Genomic DNA, 14,562 nt, shown 5'->3' with positions numbered 1-14,562 from the left:
GGAAAAACTCGCACCATCGTGCAAATTAGAGTATAGGCTCTAGAGATTCCCTGCCCGGACTCGACACCGCCATGAACTCGCCCAGTGCCTTGCCCCCTGTGCAATCCGACCTCGACCTTGCAGCGTTGTTCGCAGCCCAGCGCCAGGCCTTTGCAGGTACCCCTCTGCCACCGGCCGCCCAGCGTCGGCGATGGCTGAAAAGCCTGCGTGAAGCCCTGTTGGCCAGCCAGGATGAACTGATCGAGGCCATCAGCGAGGACTTTACCGGACGCAGCGCCGACGAGACCTTGCTGGCCGAGTTGCTGCCCTCGATACAGGGCCTGCGCCACGCCGAAAAACACCTGCAACGCTGGATGCGCGCCAGCCGGCGACGCGTTGGTCTGGCCTTCCAGCCAGCCAGCGCGCAGGTGCGATACCAACCGCTGGGGGTGGTCGGCATCATCGTGCCGTGGAACTACCCGCTGTTCCTCGCCATCGGCCCGCTGACTTGCGCGCTGGCTGCCGGTAACCGGGTCATGCTCAAGCTCAGTGAAGCCACACCCGCCAGTGGCCAGGTATTGAAGCGGCTGTTAGAGCAAGTGTTTCCCGCCGACCTGGTCAGCGTGGTACTCGGCGAGGTCGAGGTGGGCCAGGCCTTCGCCCGCCTGCCCTTCGACCACCTGCTGTTTACCGGCGCCACCAGCGTGGGCCGCCAGGTGATGCTGGCTGCGGCGCAGAACCTGACGCCGGTCACCCTGGAACTGGGCGGCAAGTCGCCCGCCATCGTGTCGGACGACGTGCCCCTGGACACTGCCGCCGAGCGCATCGCCTTCGGCAAAACCCTCAACGCCGGCCAGACCTGCGTCGCCCCCGACTATGTGCTGGTGCCGCGTGATCGGCTGGCGGCCTTCAGCGACGCCTACCAGCGCGCCGTTCAGCGCCTGTACCCGCGCATCGCCGACAACCCTGACTACACCGCCATCATCAACCCACGCCAGCTGCAGCGTTTACAGTACCTGCTGGATGATGCCCGCGAAAAAGGTGCGCAAGTGCTCGACCTGTACCCTGGCGAGCCCCGCCAAGGCCGACGCCTGCCGCCACACCTGCTGCTGGCCGTGAGTGACGACATGCAGGTGATGCAGGACGAAATCTTCGGCCCGCTGCTGCCGCTGGTGCCCTACGACAGCCTCGACCAAGCGCTGGCCTACATCAACCAACGCCCGCGCCCGCTGGCGCTTTACTACTTCGGGTATGACCGGGCCGGGCAGGAACACGTGCTGCGCCACACCCACTCTGGCGGCGTGTGCCTGAACGACACCCTGCTGCATGTGGCCCAGGACGACCTGCCCTTCGGCGGCATCGGCCCCTCGGGCATGGGCCACTACCATGGCCACGACGGTTTCCTGACCTTCAGCAAGGCCAAGGCCGTGCTGGCCAAGCAACGTTTCAACGCCGCGCGGCTGATCTACCCGCCTTATGGCAAAGCCTTGCAGCGCCTGGTCTACAAGCTGTTCATCCACTGAGGGGCAGCCTATGCACCGTCGTGATCTGCTGCGTTTCAGCCTTGGCGCCAGCATCTTTCTGAGTGCAACCGGCCTGGTCGGCTGCACCGCGCAAACCAGCGCACAGGGTTACCAACTACTGCGCGACGACGACCTGCCACTGCTACGTGCGCTGATCCCGGTGGTGCTGGCCGGCACACAGGCCGCCGAGACGTGGGTACTGCACAGCCTCGACCACAAATTGGCGGCCTTGTCGCCGGAAATGCTCAAGCTCACCCGGCAACTGTTCGACGTGCTCAGCCTGCCGCTTACCCGTGGCCCGTTGACCGGTGTCTGGGGCGCCTGGGAACAGGCCAGCGCCACCCAAGTCACAGCCTTCCTGCAACGTTGGCAGGACAGCTCACTGAACCTGCTACGCATGGGCCACGCTTCATTGCTGCAACTGCTGCAAATGGCCTGGTACGAACGCCCCGAGTCCTGGGCCGCCTGCGGTTACCCGGGCCCACCGAAAATCTGAAAATAACAAGAGCATCGCCAATGCCTGTAGCCGACCCGTTTCGCCAAGGCCTCGAACGCGGCTGGATCACCCATGACGCGTCACGCCTGGAGCACGACCTTTTGCTGGAGGCCGATATTGCCGTGATTGGCAGCGGTGCCGGCGGCGCCACCAGCGCACAAATGCTCAGCGCCGCCGGTTTCAAGGTGCTGTTGATCGAAGAAGGCCCGCTCAAGACCAGCAGCGACTTCCACCTGTTGGAAAACGAAGCCTATGCAACCCTGTATCAGGAGGGCCTGGGGCGCATGAGCAAGGATGGCGCCATCACCATCCTGCAAGGCCGCGCCGTAGGCGGCACCACGTTGGTGAACTGGACGTCGAGCTTTCGTACCCCGCCCCAGACGCTGGCGCACTGGGCCTCGGCCCACGGCGTGACGGGCCTGGGCGAAGATGACCTGCGCCCCTGGTTCGAGCGCATGGAGCAGGACCTGGGCATTACGCCATGGGCCATGCCACCCAATGCCAACAACGACGTACTGCGCCAAGGCTGCGAACAGTTGGGTTACCGCTGGGCGATTATCCCGCGCAACGTACGCGGCTGCTGGAACCTGGGCTACTGCGGCATGGGCTGCCCGGTGAATGCCAAGCAATCGATGTTGGTAACCCGTATTCCCGCCACCCTCGACCATGGCGGCGAACTGCTGTACCTGGCCCGGGCCGAGCGCTTCACCCACAACGGCGAGCGCATCCAGGGCCTCACATGCTTGGCCCTGGATGCCCAAGGCGTACGCCCCACCGGCAGGCAGGTCAGCATCCGCGCGCGCCATTACCTGCTCGCCGGCGGCGGCATCAACAGCCCGGCCCTGCTACTACGTTCCGACGCACCGGACCCTCATGGCCGCCTGGGCAAACGCACCTTCCTGCACCTGGTGAACTTCAGCGCCGCGCGCTTCAAAAACCGTATCGACCCCTACCATGGCGCCCCGCAGTCCATCTACAGCGACCACTTCCAGTGGCAAGGCGGCACGGATGGCCCGGTCGGCTACAAACTGGAAGTGCCGCCGTTGCACCCGGCCCTGGCCAGCACCCTGCTGGGTGGGCACGGACAAGAAAACGCCCAACGTATGGCCGAGTTGCCGCACACCCATGTGATGTTGGCGCTGCTGCGAGATGGCTTCCACCCCGAGAGCCAGGGCGGTGCCGTGGAGCTGCGTGGCGATGGCTCACCGGTGCTCGATTACCCGGTCACCGACTACCTGCGCGACGGCTTGCGTCGCGCCTACCGCAGCATGGCGCAGATCCAGTTTGCCGCCGGCGCTACCCAGGTCACCCCCGTGCACAGCGATGCCAGCGCCACGTCCAGCCTGGAACAGGCCTTGGCCATGATCGACACGTTGCGCCTGGAACCCTTCCGCACACGCCTGGGCAGCGCCCATGTGATGGGGGGCTGTGCGCTGGGCGAAGACCCGCGCCAAGCGGTGTGTGACAGCCAGGGCCGTCATCACCAGCTGGAAAACCTGTCCGTCCACGACGGTTCGCTGTTCCCCACCAGCATCGGCGCCAACCCACAACTCTCGGTGTATGCCATCAGTGCCAGGCTCACCGAAGCACTGGTCGCCCGCCTGGCACGCAACGCATGACAACGAATACGCCCCCTGTCTATAGTGCCATCAGCCGGCCGCATGACTTGGCCGGGGCGCCGTCGCTGCGCTACCATCCGACTCCCCAACGCACTCCAGCCAGGATGACGCGATGAACCGAGTGTTGTACCCGGGTACTTTCGACCCCATTACCAAAGGCCATGGCGACCTGGTCGAACGCGCTTCGCGGCTGTTCGACCATGTGATCATCGCAGTGGCGGCCAGCCCGAAGAAAAACCCCCTGTTCCCGCTGGAACAACGGGTGGAGCTCGCCCGTGAGGTCACCAAGCACCTGCCCAATGTCGAAGTCATCGGCTTCTCTTCCCTGTTGGCGCATTTCGCCAAGGAACAGGGCGCCAACGTCTTCCTGCGTGGCCTGCGTGCCGTGTCCGACTTCGAATACGAGTTCCAGTTGGCGAACATGAACCGGCAACTGGCCCCCGATGTCGAGAGCCTGTTCCTCACGCCTTCTGAGCGTTATTCGTTCATTTCCTCGACGTTGGTCCGGGAAATTGCCGCACTGGGTGGAGATATCAGCAAGTTCGTCCACCCGGTGGTGGCCGACGCGCTGACCGAACGCTTCAAGAAGTAACCCTGATCGCCTGATTGTCGCGCCCGCGTGCACTGCGGGCGCGAATGCGGCACAATTGTGCCCATTGCGTTGAACATGCCCGGGCGGTGAGCCCCGGCCGGAGTCCCCATGTCCCTGATCATCACCGACGATTGCATCAACTGCGACGTCTGCGAACCCGAGTGCCCGAACGAGGCCATCTCCCAAGGCGAAGAGATCTACGTGATCGACCCTAACCTGTGCACCCAGTGCGTGGGCCACTACGACGAGCCGCAGTGCCAGCAGGTCTGCCCGGTCGACTGCATCCCGCTGGATGAAGCCCACCCGGAAACCGAAGAGCAGCTGATGGCCAAGTACCGCCGCATTACCGGCAAGGACTGATCGCCACCAGGCAAGGGCCTCGCCCTTGCCTCAGCGCTGGCAACGCGGGCAGTACACGCTCGCCCGCTGCCCCAGCTTCACCTCGCGCAACTCCGTGCCACACACCTTGCACGGCTGCCCGCCGCGACCATAAACGAACAATTCCTGCTGGAAGTACCCCGGCTGCCCATCGCCCCCGATAAAGTCGCGCAGGGTGGTGCCCCCTTGCTCGATTGCCGCCGCCAGCACACGCTTGATCTCGATCGCCAGCTTCAGGTAGCGCGCCCGGGAAATCCCGCCCGCCTCCCGGCGTGGGTCAATCCCTGCAGCAAACAGCGCCTCGGTGGCGTAGATGTTGCCCACCCCCACCACCACGGCGTTGTCCATGATGAAGGGCTTGACCGCCATCGACCGGCCGCGCGACAGCTGGAACAGCCGCTCGCCGTCGAACAGGTCGGTCAACGGCTCTGGCCCCAGGCGCAGCAGCAATTCGTGGTTCAGCGGATCCAGGCTCCACAGCATGGCCCCAAAGCGGCGCGGGTCGGTGTAGCGCAGCATCAGCCCCGATTCCAGCTCGATATCGACATGTTCATGCTTGGCCGCCGGCAAACCCAGCTCAACCAGCCGCAGATTGCCTGACATGCCAAGGTGGCTTATCAACGTGCCGACTTCAGCATTGATCAACAGGTACTTGGCACGCCGCTCGACGCTGACAATGCGCTGCCCCGACAGGCGTACATCCAGGTCTTCCGGAACGGGCCAGCGCAGGCGCCGGTCGCGTACCACCACACGGCTGACGCGTTGGCCTTCCAGGTGCGGCGCAATACCGCGCCGGGTGGTTTCTACTTCTGGCAATTCCGGCATGTGTCAGTGCCCGCCTAGCTCGCGAATGTTCTGCTTGAGGTTTTCGAAATCGTATTCCGACAACCCAATGTAATCGAGCACCAGCGGGCCCACCACATTCCATTCATGGTCCACCGCCTGGTTGCCCAGTACCCGGTAGGACGCGCAAATGTGCTCGGCCATCTTCAACACCGCCAGCAGGTTTTTCAGCTGGCTCTGGGTATTGCGCGAACTCTCGTCGCGGAACACCGCCAAGGCGTTATGGTGGTTGGCAATGGCCGCGCTAAGATGCTCGGGCAGACGCCAGGACTTGGCGGTGAAATAGCCGACCACCGAATGGTTGGTGTTGAACGTATGGTTTTCAGTATCGACCACGCGCGTTTCTTCACCGGCCTTGGCGTAGGCCTCCTCCAGCACCTCCATGTAATTGGGGAAGCGCTTGAGCATCAACGGTATGCCGCAGTCATGGAACAGGCCCAGTGTGTACGCCTCGTCCGCTGCCTGGATACCGGTGCGCTTGGCCAGGGTCAGGCAGGTGTTCGCCACGTCCTGAGCGGTATCCCAGAAGCGGTTGAGGGTAACGATGGTCTCATCGCTCATCTCGCCCTTGATCGACTGGGCGTTGATCAGGTTGATGATCGAACGGCTGCCCAGCAGGTTCACCGCGCGCTGGATCGAACCGATCTTGTTGGACAGGCCGAAGTGCGGCGAGTTAACCAGTTTGAGCAAGGCACCGGAGAGGCCCGGGTCCTGGGAAATCAGCTTGGCGATGGTTTCCAGGTCCGGGTCAGGCATGTACTGCTCGAACTGAAGATCGACCATGATCTGCGGTTGCGGCGGGATGGTGATGCCTTGCAAGGCTTGCTGGATCTGTTCGGCGCTGAGTTCTTGGGACATACGTGCACACTCGTTTAGGACGGGGGATTCTAACCCAGTTGAGTGCGCAAGCGCTTTGTCGCGCCTCGAACAGAAGTGCGGCCCAACAGGTTATACTCCCGCTCTTTTTTCCCGGAGCGACGTCATGTCCCTGCCCAGCCTTCGCCTCAAAGCCAATGCCGACCGCCGTCTGCGCGCCGGCCACCTGTGGGTCTACAGCAACGAAGTCGACGTCAGCGCGACCCCGCTGCAAGGCTTCCAGGCCGGTCAGCAGGCTGTTCTCGAGGCAGCCAACGGCAAGCCTCTGGGCATCGTTGCACTCAGCCCGAACAACCTGATCTGCGCCCGCTTGCTGTCGCGCGACATCAAGCTGCCGCTGGACAAGTCGCTGCTGGTTCACCGCCTGAACGTCGCCCTGTCGCTGCGTGAACGCCTGTTCGACCAGCCGTGCTACCGCCTGGTCTATGGCGACTCCGACCTGCTGCCGGGCCTGGTGGTCGACCGCTTCTTCGACATCCTCGTGGTGCAGTTGGCCTCGGCCACCATGGAAGCGCACAAGGACGACGTGATCGCCGCCCTGGTTCAGGTGCTCAAGCCAAGCGGCATCCTGTTCAAGAACGACTCCGCCGCACGTGACGCCGAAGGCTTGCAGCGCTATGTCGAAACCGTCTACGGCGAAGTACCGGACTGGGTGCCGCTGGAAGAGAATGGCGTCAAGTTCGAAGCCCCGGTGCGTGAAGGCCAGAAGACCGGCTGGTTCTACGACCACCGCATGAACCGTGCGCGCCTGGCCCCCTATGTAAAAGGCAAGCGTGTACTTGACCTGTTCAGCTACATCGGTGGCTGGGGCGTGCAAGCGGGTGCCTTCGGCGCCAGCGAAGTGTTCTGTGTCGATGCTTCGGGCTTTGCCCTGGATGGCGTGGAGCGCAACGCGGCACTCAACGGCATCAGCGAGAAAATGACCTGCATCGAAGGCGACGTGTTCGAGGCCTTGCGCGAACTGAAGGCCGCCGAAGAGCGCTTCGACGTGATCATTGCCGACCCACCCGCCTTCATCAAGCGCAAGAAAGACCTGAAGAACGGTGAAGCGGCCTACCGCCGCCTGAACGAGCAGGCCATGCGCATGCTGAGCAAGGACGGCATCCTGGTCAGCGCCTCGTGCTCGATGCACCTGCCCGAGGACGACCTGCACAGCATCCTGCTGACCAGCGCCCGCCACCTGGACCGCAACCTGCAGCTGCTTGAGCGCGGCGGCCAAGGCCCGGACCACCCGGTGCACCCGGCCATCGCCGAGACCCGCTACATCAAGAGCATCACCTGCCGCTTGCTGCCAAACAGCTGATTGCTGTCGGTCGGGGGCCTTGCGCCCCCGGCCCGCTTCAAATATCCAGAACGTGCGTCGCAATCCCGAAGTACACCAATACCCCCGCTGCATCGGCAATCGATGTAATCAGTGGCCCGCTGGCTGTCGCTGGGTCCAGCCGCAAGCGGCTCAGCAGAAATGGCAGGCTCATGCCGATCAGGCTTCCAACCAGTACGATGATCACCATGCTGCTGGCTACGATCAGGGCAATTTGCGGCCCGCCGCGCAGTACCCCCAAGGACGCCACGGCAACAGCCATGGTGCATCCCAGAGCCAATGCAACCCCGAACTCCCGACCCAACATGCGCCACCAGTCACGCATGGCCACTTCACCCGTCGCCAGGCCTCGTACCATCAGCGTTGCAGACTGAGCACCAGCATTACCGCCGCTGTCCACCAGCAATGGCAGGAAGAATACCAAGGCGATATGGGCGGCGATGGTTTCCTCGAAAGCGGCGATACCCGCCCCAGAAAACAGGTTGCCAAACACCAGCAAAACCAGCCATAGCACGCGCTTTCGGTAGAGCAAACCAAGGGTCGCATCGCGCAAGTTACCGACATGGTTGGTGATTGAAGCGCCCTTGTGAAAGTCCTCTGTCGCTTCGCGCCGTTGGGCCTCCAGGGCTGCATGGGCGTTCGACTGAAGGGTGTTTTTATCGATTTGATGTTGCATGAAGTTCTCCAGGCGCCGACGCAGGCGCCTGCAGACTTCAGCCTCGCGGACTCAAGCCTTCGGCAGCCCTGGCGGCGGCGCGCTCAGTGCCAGATAGCAGGTTCATGTGGAACCGGTAACTGGGAAGGTCCATTGAGGGTTATCTCGTTAAACCGCACATGCGGCGGCCGGATGATAGTTATTCGAGGTGCGCAAGTCAGCCCGTTGGGGGATGTTTCGGAAGCGTCCTACAGGTACCGGCTGTACGGGCAAATTCACCGACCAGGCACATCTTCATTCCCTCGCCGCGCCAGCGGTGTAGAATCGGCCTATTCATCGCCAGTCATCCCCGGCGGGTTTATGAGCTCTGGCCAAGCACGCGGCGATCCCGCGCGGTCTTCGGCCTCATCCGTGCCAGTGGCAACCGGCCTGCGGCGCAAAGGACAAGAGAAGCTCACTCCCCTTTTTGTGACCTGATTAAGCCGCCAGGAGTGTTTCATGCCTGATTATCGTTCCAAGACGTCCACCCAAGGCCGCAACATGGCCGGCGCCCGTGCCCTGTGGCGCGCCACCGGGATGAAGGACGAAGACTTCAAGAAACCGATCATCGCCATCGCCAACTCGTTCACCCAGTTCGTCCCGGGCCACGTGCACCTGAAGGACCTGGGCCAACTGGTTGCCCGCGAGATCGAGCGCGCCGGTGGCGTGGCCAAGGAATTCAACACCATCGCGGTCGATGACGGCATCGCCATGGGCCACGACGGCATGCTGTACTCGCTGCCAAGCCGCGAGATCATCGCCGACGCCGTGGAATACATGGTCAACGCCCACTGCGCCGACGCCATTGTGTGCATTTCCAACTGCGACAAGATCACCCCCGGCATGCTGATGGCCGCCCTGCGCCTGAACATCCCGGTGATCTTCGTTTCCGGCGGCCCGATGGAAGCCGGCAAGACCAAACTGGCCAGCCACGGCCTGGACCTGGTCGACGCCATGGTCATCGCCGCCGACTCCACGGCTTCGGACGAAAAAGTCGCCGAATACGAGCGCAGCGCCTGCCCGACCTGCGGTTCGTGCTCCGGCATGTTCACCGCCAACTCGATGAACTGCCTGACCGAAGCCTTGGGCCTCGCCCTGCCGGGCAACGGCTCGACTCTGGCCACTCACTCCGACCGCGAGCAGCTGTTCCTCACCGCCGGCCGCACCATCGTGGAGCTGTGCAAGCGCTACTACGGCGAGAACGACGAGTCGGTACTGCCGCGCAGCATCGCCAACTTCAAGGCGTTCGAAAACGCGATGATGCTCGACATCGCCATGGGTGGCTCGACCAACACCATCCTGCACCTGCTGGCTGCCGCCCAGGAAGGCGAGGTGGCGTTCGACCTGCGCGACATCGACCGCCTGTCGCGCAAAGTGCCGCAGCTGTGCAAAGTGGCGCCGAACATCCAGAAGTACCACATGGAAGACGTGCACCGCGCCGGCGGCATCTTCAGCATCCTCGGTTCGCTGGCCCGTGGCGGCCTGCTGCACACCGACCTGCCGACCGTGCACAGCCGCAGCATGGAAGAAGCCATCGCCAAATGGGACATCACCCAGACCGATGACGAAGCCGTTCACACCTTCTTCAAGGCAGGCCCTGCCGGCATCCCGACCCAGACCGCGTTCAGCCAGTCGACCCGTTGGGAAACCCTGGATGACGACCGCGAAAACGGCTGCATCCGCAGCTTCGAGCACGCTTATTCGCAAGAAGGCGGCCTGGCCGTGCTGTACGGCAACATCGCACTCGACGGTTGCGTGGTGAAAACCGCCGGTGTCGACGAGTCGATCCACGTGTTCGAAGGCACCGCGAAAATCTTCGAAAGCCAGGACAGCGCCGTACGCGGCATCCTCGCTGACGAAGTGAAGGCCGGCGACATCGTGATCATCCGCTACGAAGGCCCGAAAGGCGGCCCGGGCATGCAGGAAATGCTGTACCCGACCTCGTACCTGAAGTCCAAAGGCCTGGGCAAGGCTTGCGCCCTGCTCACCGACGGCCGCTTCTCGGGCGGCACTTCGGGCCTGTCGATCGGCCACGCCTCGCCTGAGGCTGCTGCTGGTGGCGCCATCGGCCTGGTGCGCGATGGCGACAAGGTATTGATCGACATCCCTAACCGTTCGATCAACCTGCTGGTCAGCGATGAAGAGCTGGCTGAGCGTCGTGTAGAGCAGGACAAGAAGGGCTGGAAGCCTGCCGAAGTACGCCCACGCAAGGTGACCACTGCGCTGAAGGCCTACGCCCTGCTGGCGACCAGTGCCGACAAGGGTGCTGTGCGCAACAAGGCTATGTTGGAAGGCCTGTAAGAAGCGTCTGAAAACACCAACCGGCGCCCCGTGCGCCGGTTTTTTTTGCTTTTCCGCTCCCATACTGCCTAAAAAGCAGCCTTAGGGGGCAATGGCAGCCATGAGTTGGAAAAGCCTGCTGTACAGCGTGACCATAGGGTACGCATGCCTGGTACCCACCTCTACCCAAGGTCAGGAGCGTGCAATGACCGGAGCCATCAGTTTCAGGGGCTCGGTACATGTACCTGGTTGTCGCCATGCCTGGGATGCCGAACAAGGGCGCTTGGTGCTTACCGATTGCCCCAGCGCCTTTCTTCCATCAGACGCACCCCCTGTCCATTTGCAAGCCGAGAACATTTTCTCTGGCGAGTACACCACGGTCATTCATCAAGAGACCCTGGCCGGTCACACGTTCGCCATTCACGACCGCTACGGCAAACGTGTTTCCAGCGGCAGTTATCGAATCACGGTACACGTACCATGAGCCTACTGGATCTGCTCCGGCGTCACGATCACCCAGTTCTTGTCCGCCGTCACCAAGAGCCCTTCCTTGGCCTGCGCCGCCGCATTCTTGGCAATCATCCCGTTAAGCTGGTCCATGTACTTGGCCTTGCGGTTTATCCACAGGTGAATACCGCCCTTGCCTACATCCACCCCATGAAACTGCATGTAACCGTCACTGGTCGGCGTGTCGCCCCCCACCAGCACCGGCTTCTTCCACTCATCGATATAGGTCAGGATCGCCGCCTGCTTGCCCGCCATCCAGGTGGCGGGGGTCCACAGGTACGGGGTCAGTTCCAGCCCTTCGTTGGCCTTGGCGTCATAGTGCCCGGCGCTGATCTGCTTGCGTGCCGTGGTCAGCTGGCCATTGACGCGGTCTTTCAGCAGCAGGCTCACACCAATCACGTTCTGCGGCTTCACGTTGTACCCGTACTTGGGGTCTGACGCGACCATGCGCACCAGCTCTTCCGAAGCCGCCGAAATCACGTACACCTCGATGCCGTTCTCCATCAGCTTGTTGTACAGCTCGGCCTGGCCTTTGAAGACCTTGGGCGGCTGTACCTCGATGGCCTTGACCTGGTCCCCGTCGTAATAGGTGCTGGGGATCGGCTTGGTGGAGGCCATCAGCTCATCCACCTGCACTTTCAGCTCCTTCAGGGTAAAGCCCGAGAACACCTGGGCCACCCACGGATAGCAGACCATGTCGTCAACTTCGCACAACCGGTAGTAGTAGCTGAACAGGCTTTCCTTGTGCTCGGCGGTGTCCTTGAACGGCATCAGCTTCAACGACGGGTCGAGCTTGTCGCGGCTCAGCAGCCCCTTGTTTTCCATGAATGGCAGCAGGGCCTCTTCAAGGTCATAGCGGTAACTGGTGTTGTCCATGTCGAACACCGCGTAATTACCTTTGTTGGCATTTGCGGCAATCATGCTGTCGAGCTGTTTGGCTGCTTCTGCAGGCCAATGCTTGAGCTCGGTGGCGAAGGTTTCGATACTGAACAGCAGGGACAGGCCGAGGGCCACGGCTTTAGGGGCGCGCTTCATGTACGAATCTCCTGAAATGACCCGGAAACGCTAGTGCAACATTCCCCGTCAACGGCCCTCGATAACGACCTTCATGCAGCTGCAAACGCCGTGTTCATTGCAATCTGCGACACGCCGTTATTCCATAAACGACTATGCACATTCCATTTGGATATAAATTCGTTTGTTTTCAGCCTGTTAGCATTTCCGTTCGCAATCGCTCACAGAGGCGATGCTTCCTTTGCTTTTTTTCGCTGGAGCTTCAATGAACCTGCCGCTGTCCCTTAACCTGCTGGCGTTCCTGGCCCTGTTGCTGGGCCTGGCACAAACCCGCCGTACCGACTGGAGCCTGGCCAAGAAGGTGCTGCTGGGCCTGGTGCTGGGTGTGCTCTTCGGCCTGGCCCTGCACACGATCTACGGCGCGGGCCACCCGGTGCTCAAGGCCACCATCGCCTGGCTCGACCTGGTCGGCAACGGCTATGTCGGCCTGTTGCAGATGATCGTCATGCCGCTGATCTTCGCCTCGATTCTCAGCGCCGTGGCACGCCTGCACAATGCCTCTTCGCTGGGCCGCATCAGCGTGCTGAGCATCGGCACCCTGCTGCTGACCACCGCCATTGCCGCGCTGATCGGCATCGTGCTGACCAACCTGTTCGGCCTCAGCGCCGAAGGCCTGGTGGCCGGCGCCCAGGAAAGCGCACGCATGCAGGTTATCCACAGCGACTATGCCGGCAAGGTCGCCGACCTCAACATCCCGCAGCTGCTGCTCTCGTTCATCCCCAGCAACCCGGTGGGTGACCTGGCGCGGGCCAAGCCGACTTCGATCATCAGCGTGGTGATCTTTGCCGTGTTCATCGGCTTGGCGGCCTTGCAGCTGATCAAGGACGATGCCGAGAAAGGCGAACGTGCCCTGTCGGCCATCGACACCCTGCAAGCCTGGGTGATGCGCCTGGTGCGCGTGGTGATGAAACTGACCCCGTATGGCGTGCTGGCGTTGATGACCAAGGTAGTGGCCAGCTCGAACATGGAAGACATCCTCAAGCTGGGCAGCTTCGTGGTGGTGTCGTACCTGGGCCTGGCGCTGATGTTCGTGGTGCACGGTATCATCCTCGCCGCCACTGGCGTGAGCCCGCTGCGCTTCTTCCGCAAGGTGTGGCCGGTGCTGACCTTCGCCTTCACCAGCCGCTCCAGCGCCGCCAGCATTCCGCTGAACATCGAGGCGCAAACCCGTCGCCTGGGCGTTCCGCAATCCATCGCCAGCTTCAGCGCCTCGTTCGGCACCACCATTGGCCAGAACGGTTGCGCCGGCCTCTACCCAGCCATGCTGGCGGTGATGGTGGCGCCGGCGGTAGGCATCGATACCTTCGACCCGCTGTGGATCGCCACCCTGGTGGCCATCGTCACCCTGAGTTCGGCAGGGGTTGCCGGCGTGGGCGGCGGGGCCACCTTTGCCGCGCTGATCGTGCTGCCGGCCATGGGCTTGCCGGTGGAGCTGGTGGCGTTGCTGATTTCGGTGGAGCCGTTGATCGACATGGGGCGTACGGCGTTGAACGTGAACGGTTCGATGACGGCGGGCGTGGTCACCAGCCAACTGCTGAAAGAGACTGACAAAGCTGTGCTGGCGGGCGATGAGCATGCCGAATTGAGCCATACCTGACGCGTCACCCGGGGCTGCTATGCAGCCCCAATATCCCGTAACGCAATGGCGTGGGGAGTGAACAACAGGCGGCTGGCAGCATCGCTATACTGCTAGCTCGCCTTAGCGAACACTCCTAGGGAAAAAGCCACACCATGCCCCAGTACGACATGACGCAGGCCGAAGCCGAAAAACTCCGTATTTGGGACCAGCTGTCTTGCTGTGCCTGCGATGGGGTTGCAAAGCAGCCCCGGCAATCTCAAACCCTGTTCCAGACCTCGAAGTGATAGGCAGGCTTACCTTCTTCAGCCTGCGCCTCACTCGACGCCAGCTTCCACTGCCCCTCATCAAACGCCGGGAACCACGCGTCCCCTTCCGGTGCCATTTCCACCCGCGTCAGGTACATCCGGCTGACCAGCCCTTTCTCCAGCGCCTGCCCATACAGCTGCGCCCCGCCAATCAGCATCAGCTCATCAACGCCTTGCTCACGCGCCCACTGCTCGGCCCGCACCAGCGCCTCCTCAAGGGAAGCGAACACCTCGGCGCCTGCCAGCTCAAGCCCCGGCTGGCGGCTGACGACGATGTTCAACCGCCCGGGCAGTGGCCGCCCCAGCGAGTCCCAGGTCTTGCGCCCCATGATGATCGGCTTGCCCAGGGTGGTGGCCTTGAAGTATTTGAAATCACCCGGCAAATGCCAGGGCATGGAGTTGTCGATGCCGATCACGCGGTTTTCAGCGTATGCCGCGATCAGGCTGAGGGGGAGTGATGTATTCATGCCAGCGAGGATAGCACCGGGCGTGTGGG

The 14,562-nt window shown here is 62.6% G+C and carries 14 protein-coding genes; 9 read left to right on the top strand and 5 right to left on the bottom strand.

The window, feature by feature from the left end; all coding sequences use genetic code 11:
• Positions 1-71 precede the first annotated feature (71 nt).
• The 5 genes from D8767_RS02185 to D8767_RS02165 all read left to right on the top strand — a co-directional run bounded on the left by D8767_RS02185 (position 72) and on the right by D8767_RS02165 (position 4,569).
• On the top strand, positions 72-1,502 hold the full coding sequence (locus D8767_RS02185; RefSeq protein ID WP_016712533.1) for a coniferyl aldehyde dehydrogenase: 1,431 nt from the start codon (positions 72-74) through the stop codon (positions 1,500-1,502).
• A gap of 10 nt (positions 1,503-1,512) precedes the next feature.
• On the top strand, positions 1,513-1,998 hold the full coding sequence (locus D8767_RS02180; RefSeq protein WP_016712534.1) for a hypothetical protein: 486 nt from the start codon (positions 1,513-1,515) through the stop codon (positions 1,996-1,998).
• A 20-nt stretch (positions 1,999-2,018) separates the two neighbouring features.
• Positions 2,019-3,617 (top strand): GMC family oxidoreductase, encoded by a 1,599-nt coding sequence (locus D8767_RS02175; RefSeq protein WP_016712535.1) that lies wholly within the window; start codon positions 2,019-2,021, stop codon positions 3,615-3,617.
• Between the two features lie 112 nt (positions 3,618-3,729).
• A complete protein-coding gene (gene coaD / locus D8767_RS02170) occupies positions 3,730-4,209 on the top strand; it encodes a pantetheine-phosphate adenylyltransferase (RefSeq protein WP_003249065.1) in 480 nt (159 codons plus the stop codon).
• 108 nt (positions 4,210-4,317) lie between these two features.
• The gene (locus D8767_RS02165; protein WP_016489663.1) at positions 4,318-4,569 is read left to right on the top strand and encodes a YfhL family 4Fe-4S dicluster ferredoxin; all 252 of its coding nucleotides are present in this window, start codon (positions 4,318-4,320) and stop codon (positions 4,567-4,569) included.
• A 30-nt stretch (positions 4,570-4,599) separates the two neighbouring features.
• Here D8767_RS02165 and mutM read toward each other — a convergent pair whose 3' ends face one another.
• Both mutM and D8767_RS02155 read right to left on the bottom strand, forming a co-directional pair.
• The gene (gene mutM / locus D8767_RS02160; RefSeq protein WP_016712536.1) at positions 4,600-5,412 is read right to left on the bottom strand and encodes a bifunctional DNA-formamidopyrimidine glycosylase/DNA-(apurinic or apyrimidinic site) lyase; all 813 of its coding nucleotides are present in this window, start codon (positions 5,410-5,412) and stop codon (positions 4,600-4,602) included.
• Positions 5,413-5,415: 3 nt separating this feature from the next.
• Positions 5,416-6,234, bottom strand: coding sequence for an HDOD domain-containing protein (locus D8767_RS02155; protein WP_174442274.1), 819 nt, complete (start codon positions 6,232-6,234; stop codon positions 5,416-5,418).
• Positions 6,235-6,412: 178 nt separating this feature from the next.
• Here D8767_RS02155 and D8767_RS02150 point away from each other — a divergent pair, with 178 nt between their 5' ends.
• Positions 6,413-7,609 carry a class I SAM-dependent rRNA methyltransferase gene (locus D8767_RS02150; protein ID WP_016712538.1) on the top strand — a complete coding sequence of 399 codons (1,197 nt, stop codon included), beginning with the start codon at positions 6,413-6,415 and terminating at the stop codon, positions 7,607-7,609.
• Positions 7,610-7,646: 37 nt separating this feature from the next.
• Here D8767_RS02150 and D8767_RS02145 read toward each other — a convergent pair whose 3' ends face one another.
• Positions 7,647-8,303, bottom strand: coding sequence for a magnesium transporter (locus tag D8767_RS02145; protein ID WP_016712539.1), 657 nt, complete (start codon positions 8,301-8,303; stop codon positions 7,647-7,649).
• A 477-nt stretch (positions 8,304-8,780) separates the two neighbouring features.
• Here D8767_RS02145 and ilvD point away from each other — a divergent pair, with 477 nt between their 5' ends.
• Together ilvD and D8767_RS02135 are read left to right on the top strand one after the other, a co-directional pair.
• Positions 8,781-10,622, top strand: a complete 1,842-nt coding sequence (ilvD, locus tag D8767_RS02140; RefSeq protein WP_003249056.1) for a dihydroxy-acid dehydratase — start codon at positions 8,781-8,783, stop codon at positions 10,620-10,622.
• A 184-nt stretch (positions 10,623-10,806) separates the two neighbouring features.
• Positions 10,807-11,085 (top strand): hypothetical protein, encoded by a 279-nt coding sequence (locus D8767_RS02135; protein WP_033724012.1) that lies wholly within the window; start codon positions 10,807-10,809, stop codon positions 11,083-11,085.
• Positions 11,086-11,087: 2 nt separating this feature from the next.
• On the opposite strand, the gene D8767_RS02130 is transcribed toward D8767_RS02135, so the two are convergent.
• The gene (locus tag D8767_RS02130) at positions 11,088-12,143 is read right to left on the bottom strand and encodes a phosphorylcholine phosphatase (RefSeq protein ID WP_016712540.1); all 1,056 of its coding nucleotides are present in this window, start codon (positions 12,141-12,143) and stop codon (positions 11,088-11,090) included.
• A gap of 244 nt (positions 12,144-12,387) precedes the next feature.
• On the opposite strand from D8767_RS02130, the gene D8767_RS02125 reads away from it, so the two are divergent.
• Positions 12,388-13,779 carry an L-cystine transporter gene (locus tag D8767_RS02125; protein WP_016712541.1) on the top strand — a complete coding sequence of 464 codons (1,392 nt, stop codon included), beginning with the start codon at positions 12,388-12,390 and terminating at the stop codon, positions 13,777-13,779.
• A 238-nt stretch (positions 13,780-14,017) separates the two neighbouring features.
• Here the strand turns inward: D8767_RS02125 and D8767_RS02120 are convergent, their stop codons facing one another.
• Positions 14,018-14,533 carry a dihydrofolate reductase gene (locus D8767_RS02120; protein WP_016712542.1) on the bottom strand — a complete coding sequence of 172 codons (516 nt, stop codon included), beginning with the start codon at positions 14,531-14,533 and terminating at the stop codon, positions 14,018-14,020.
• Positions 14,534-14,562: the final 29 nt, after the last annotated feature.

The organism is Pseudomonas sp. LTGT-11-2Z (genome assembly GCF_003691445.1).
Lineage (GTDB): Bacteria > Pseudomonadota > Gammaproteobacteria > Pseudomonadales > Pseudomonadaceae > Aquipseudomonas > Aquipseudomonas monteilii.
The sequence above is the reverse complement of the archived record's forward strand: the minus strand, read 5'-3'. Positions and strand labels throughout refer to the sequence as shown.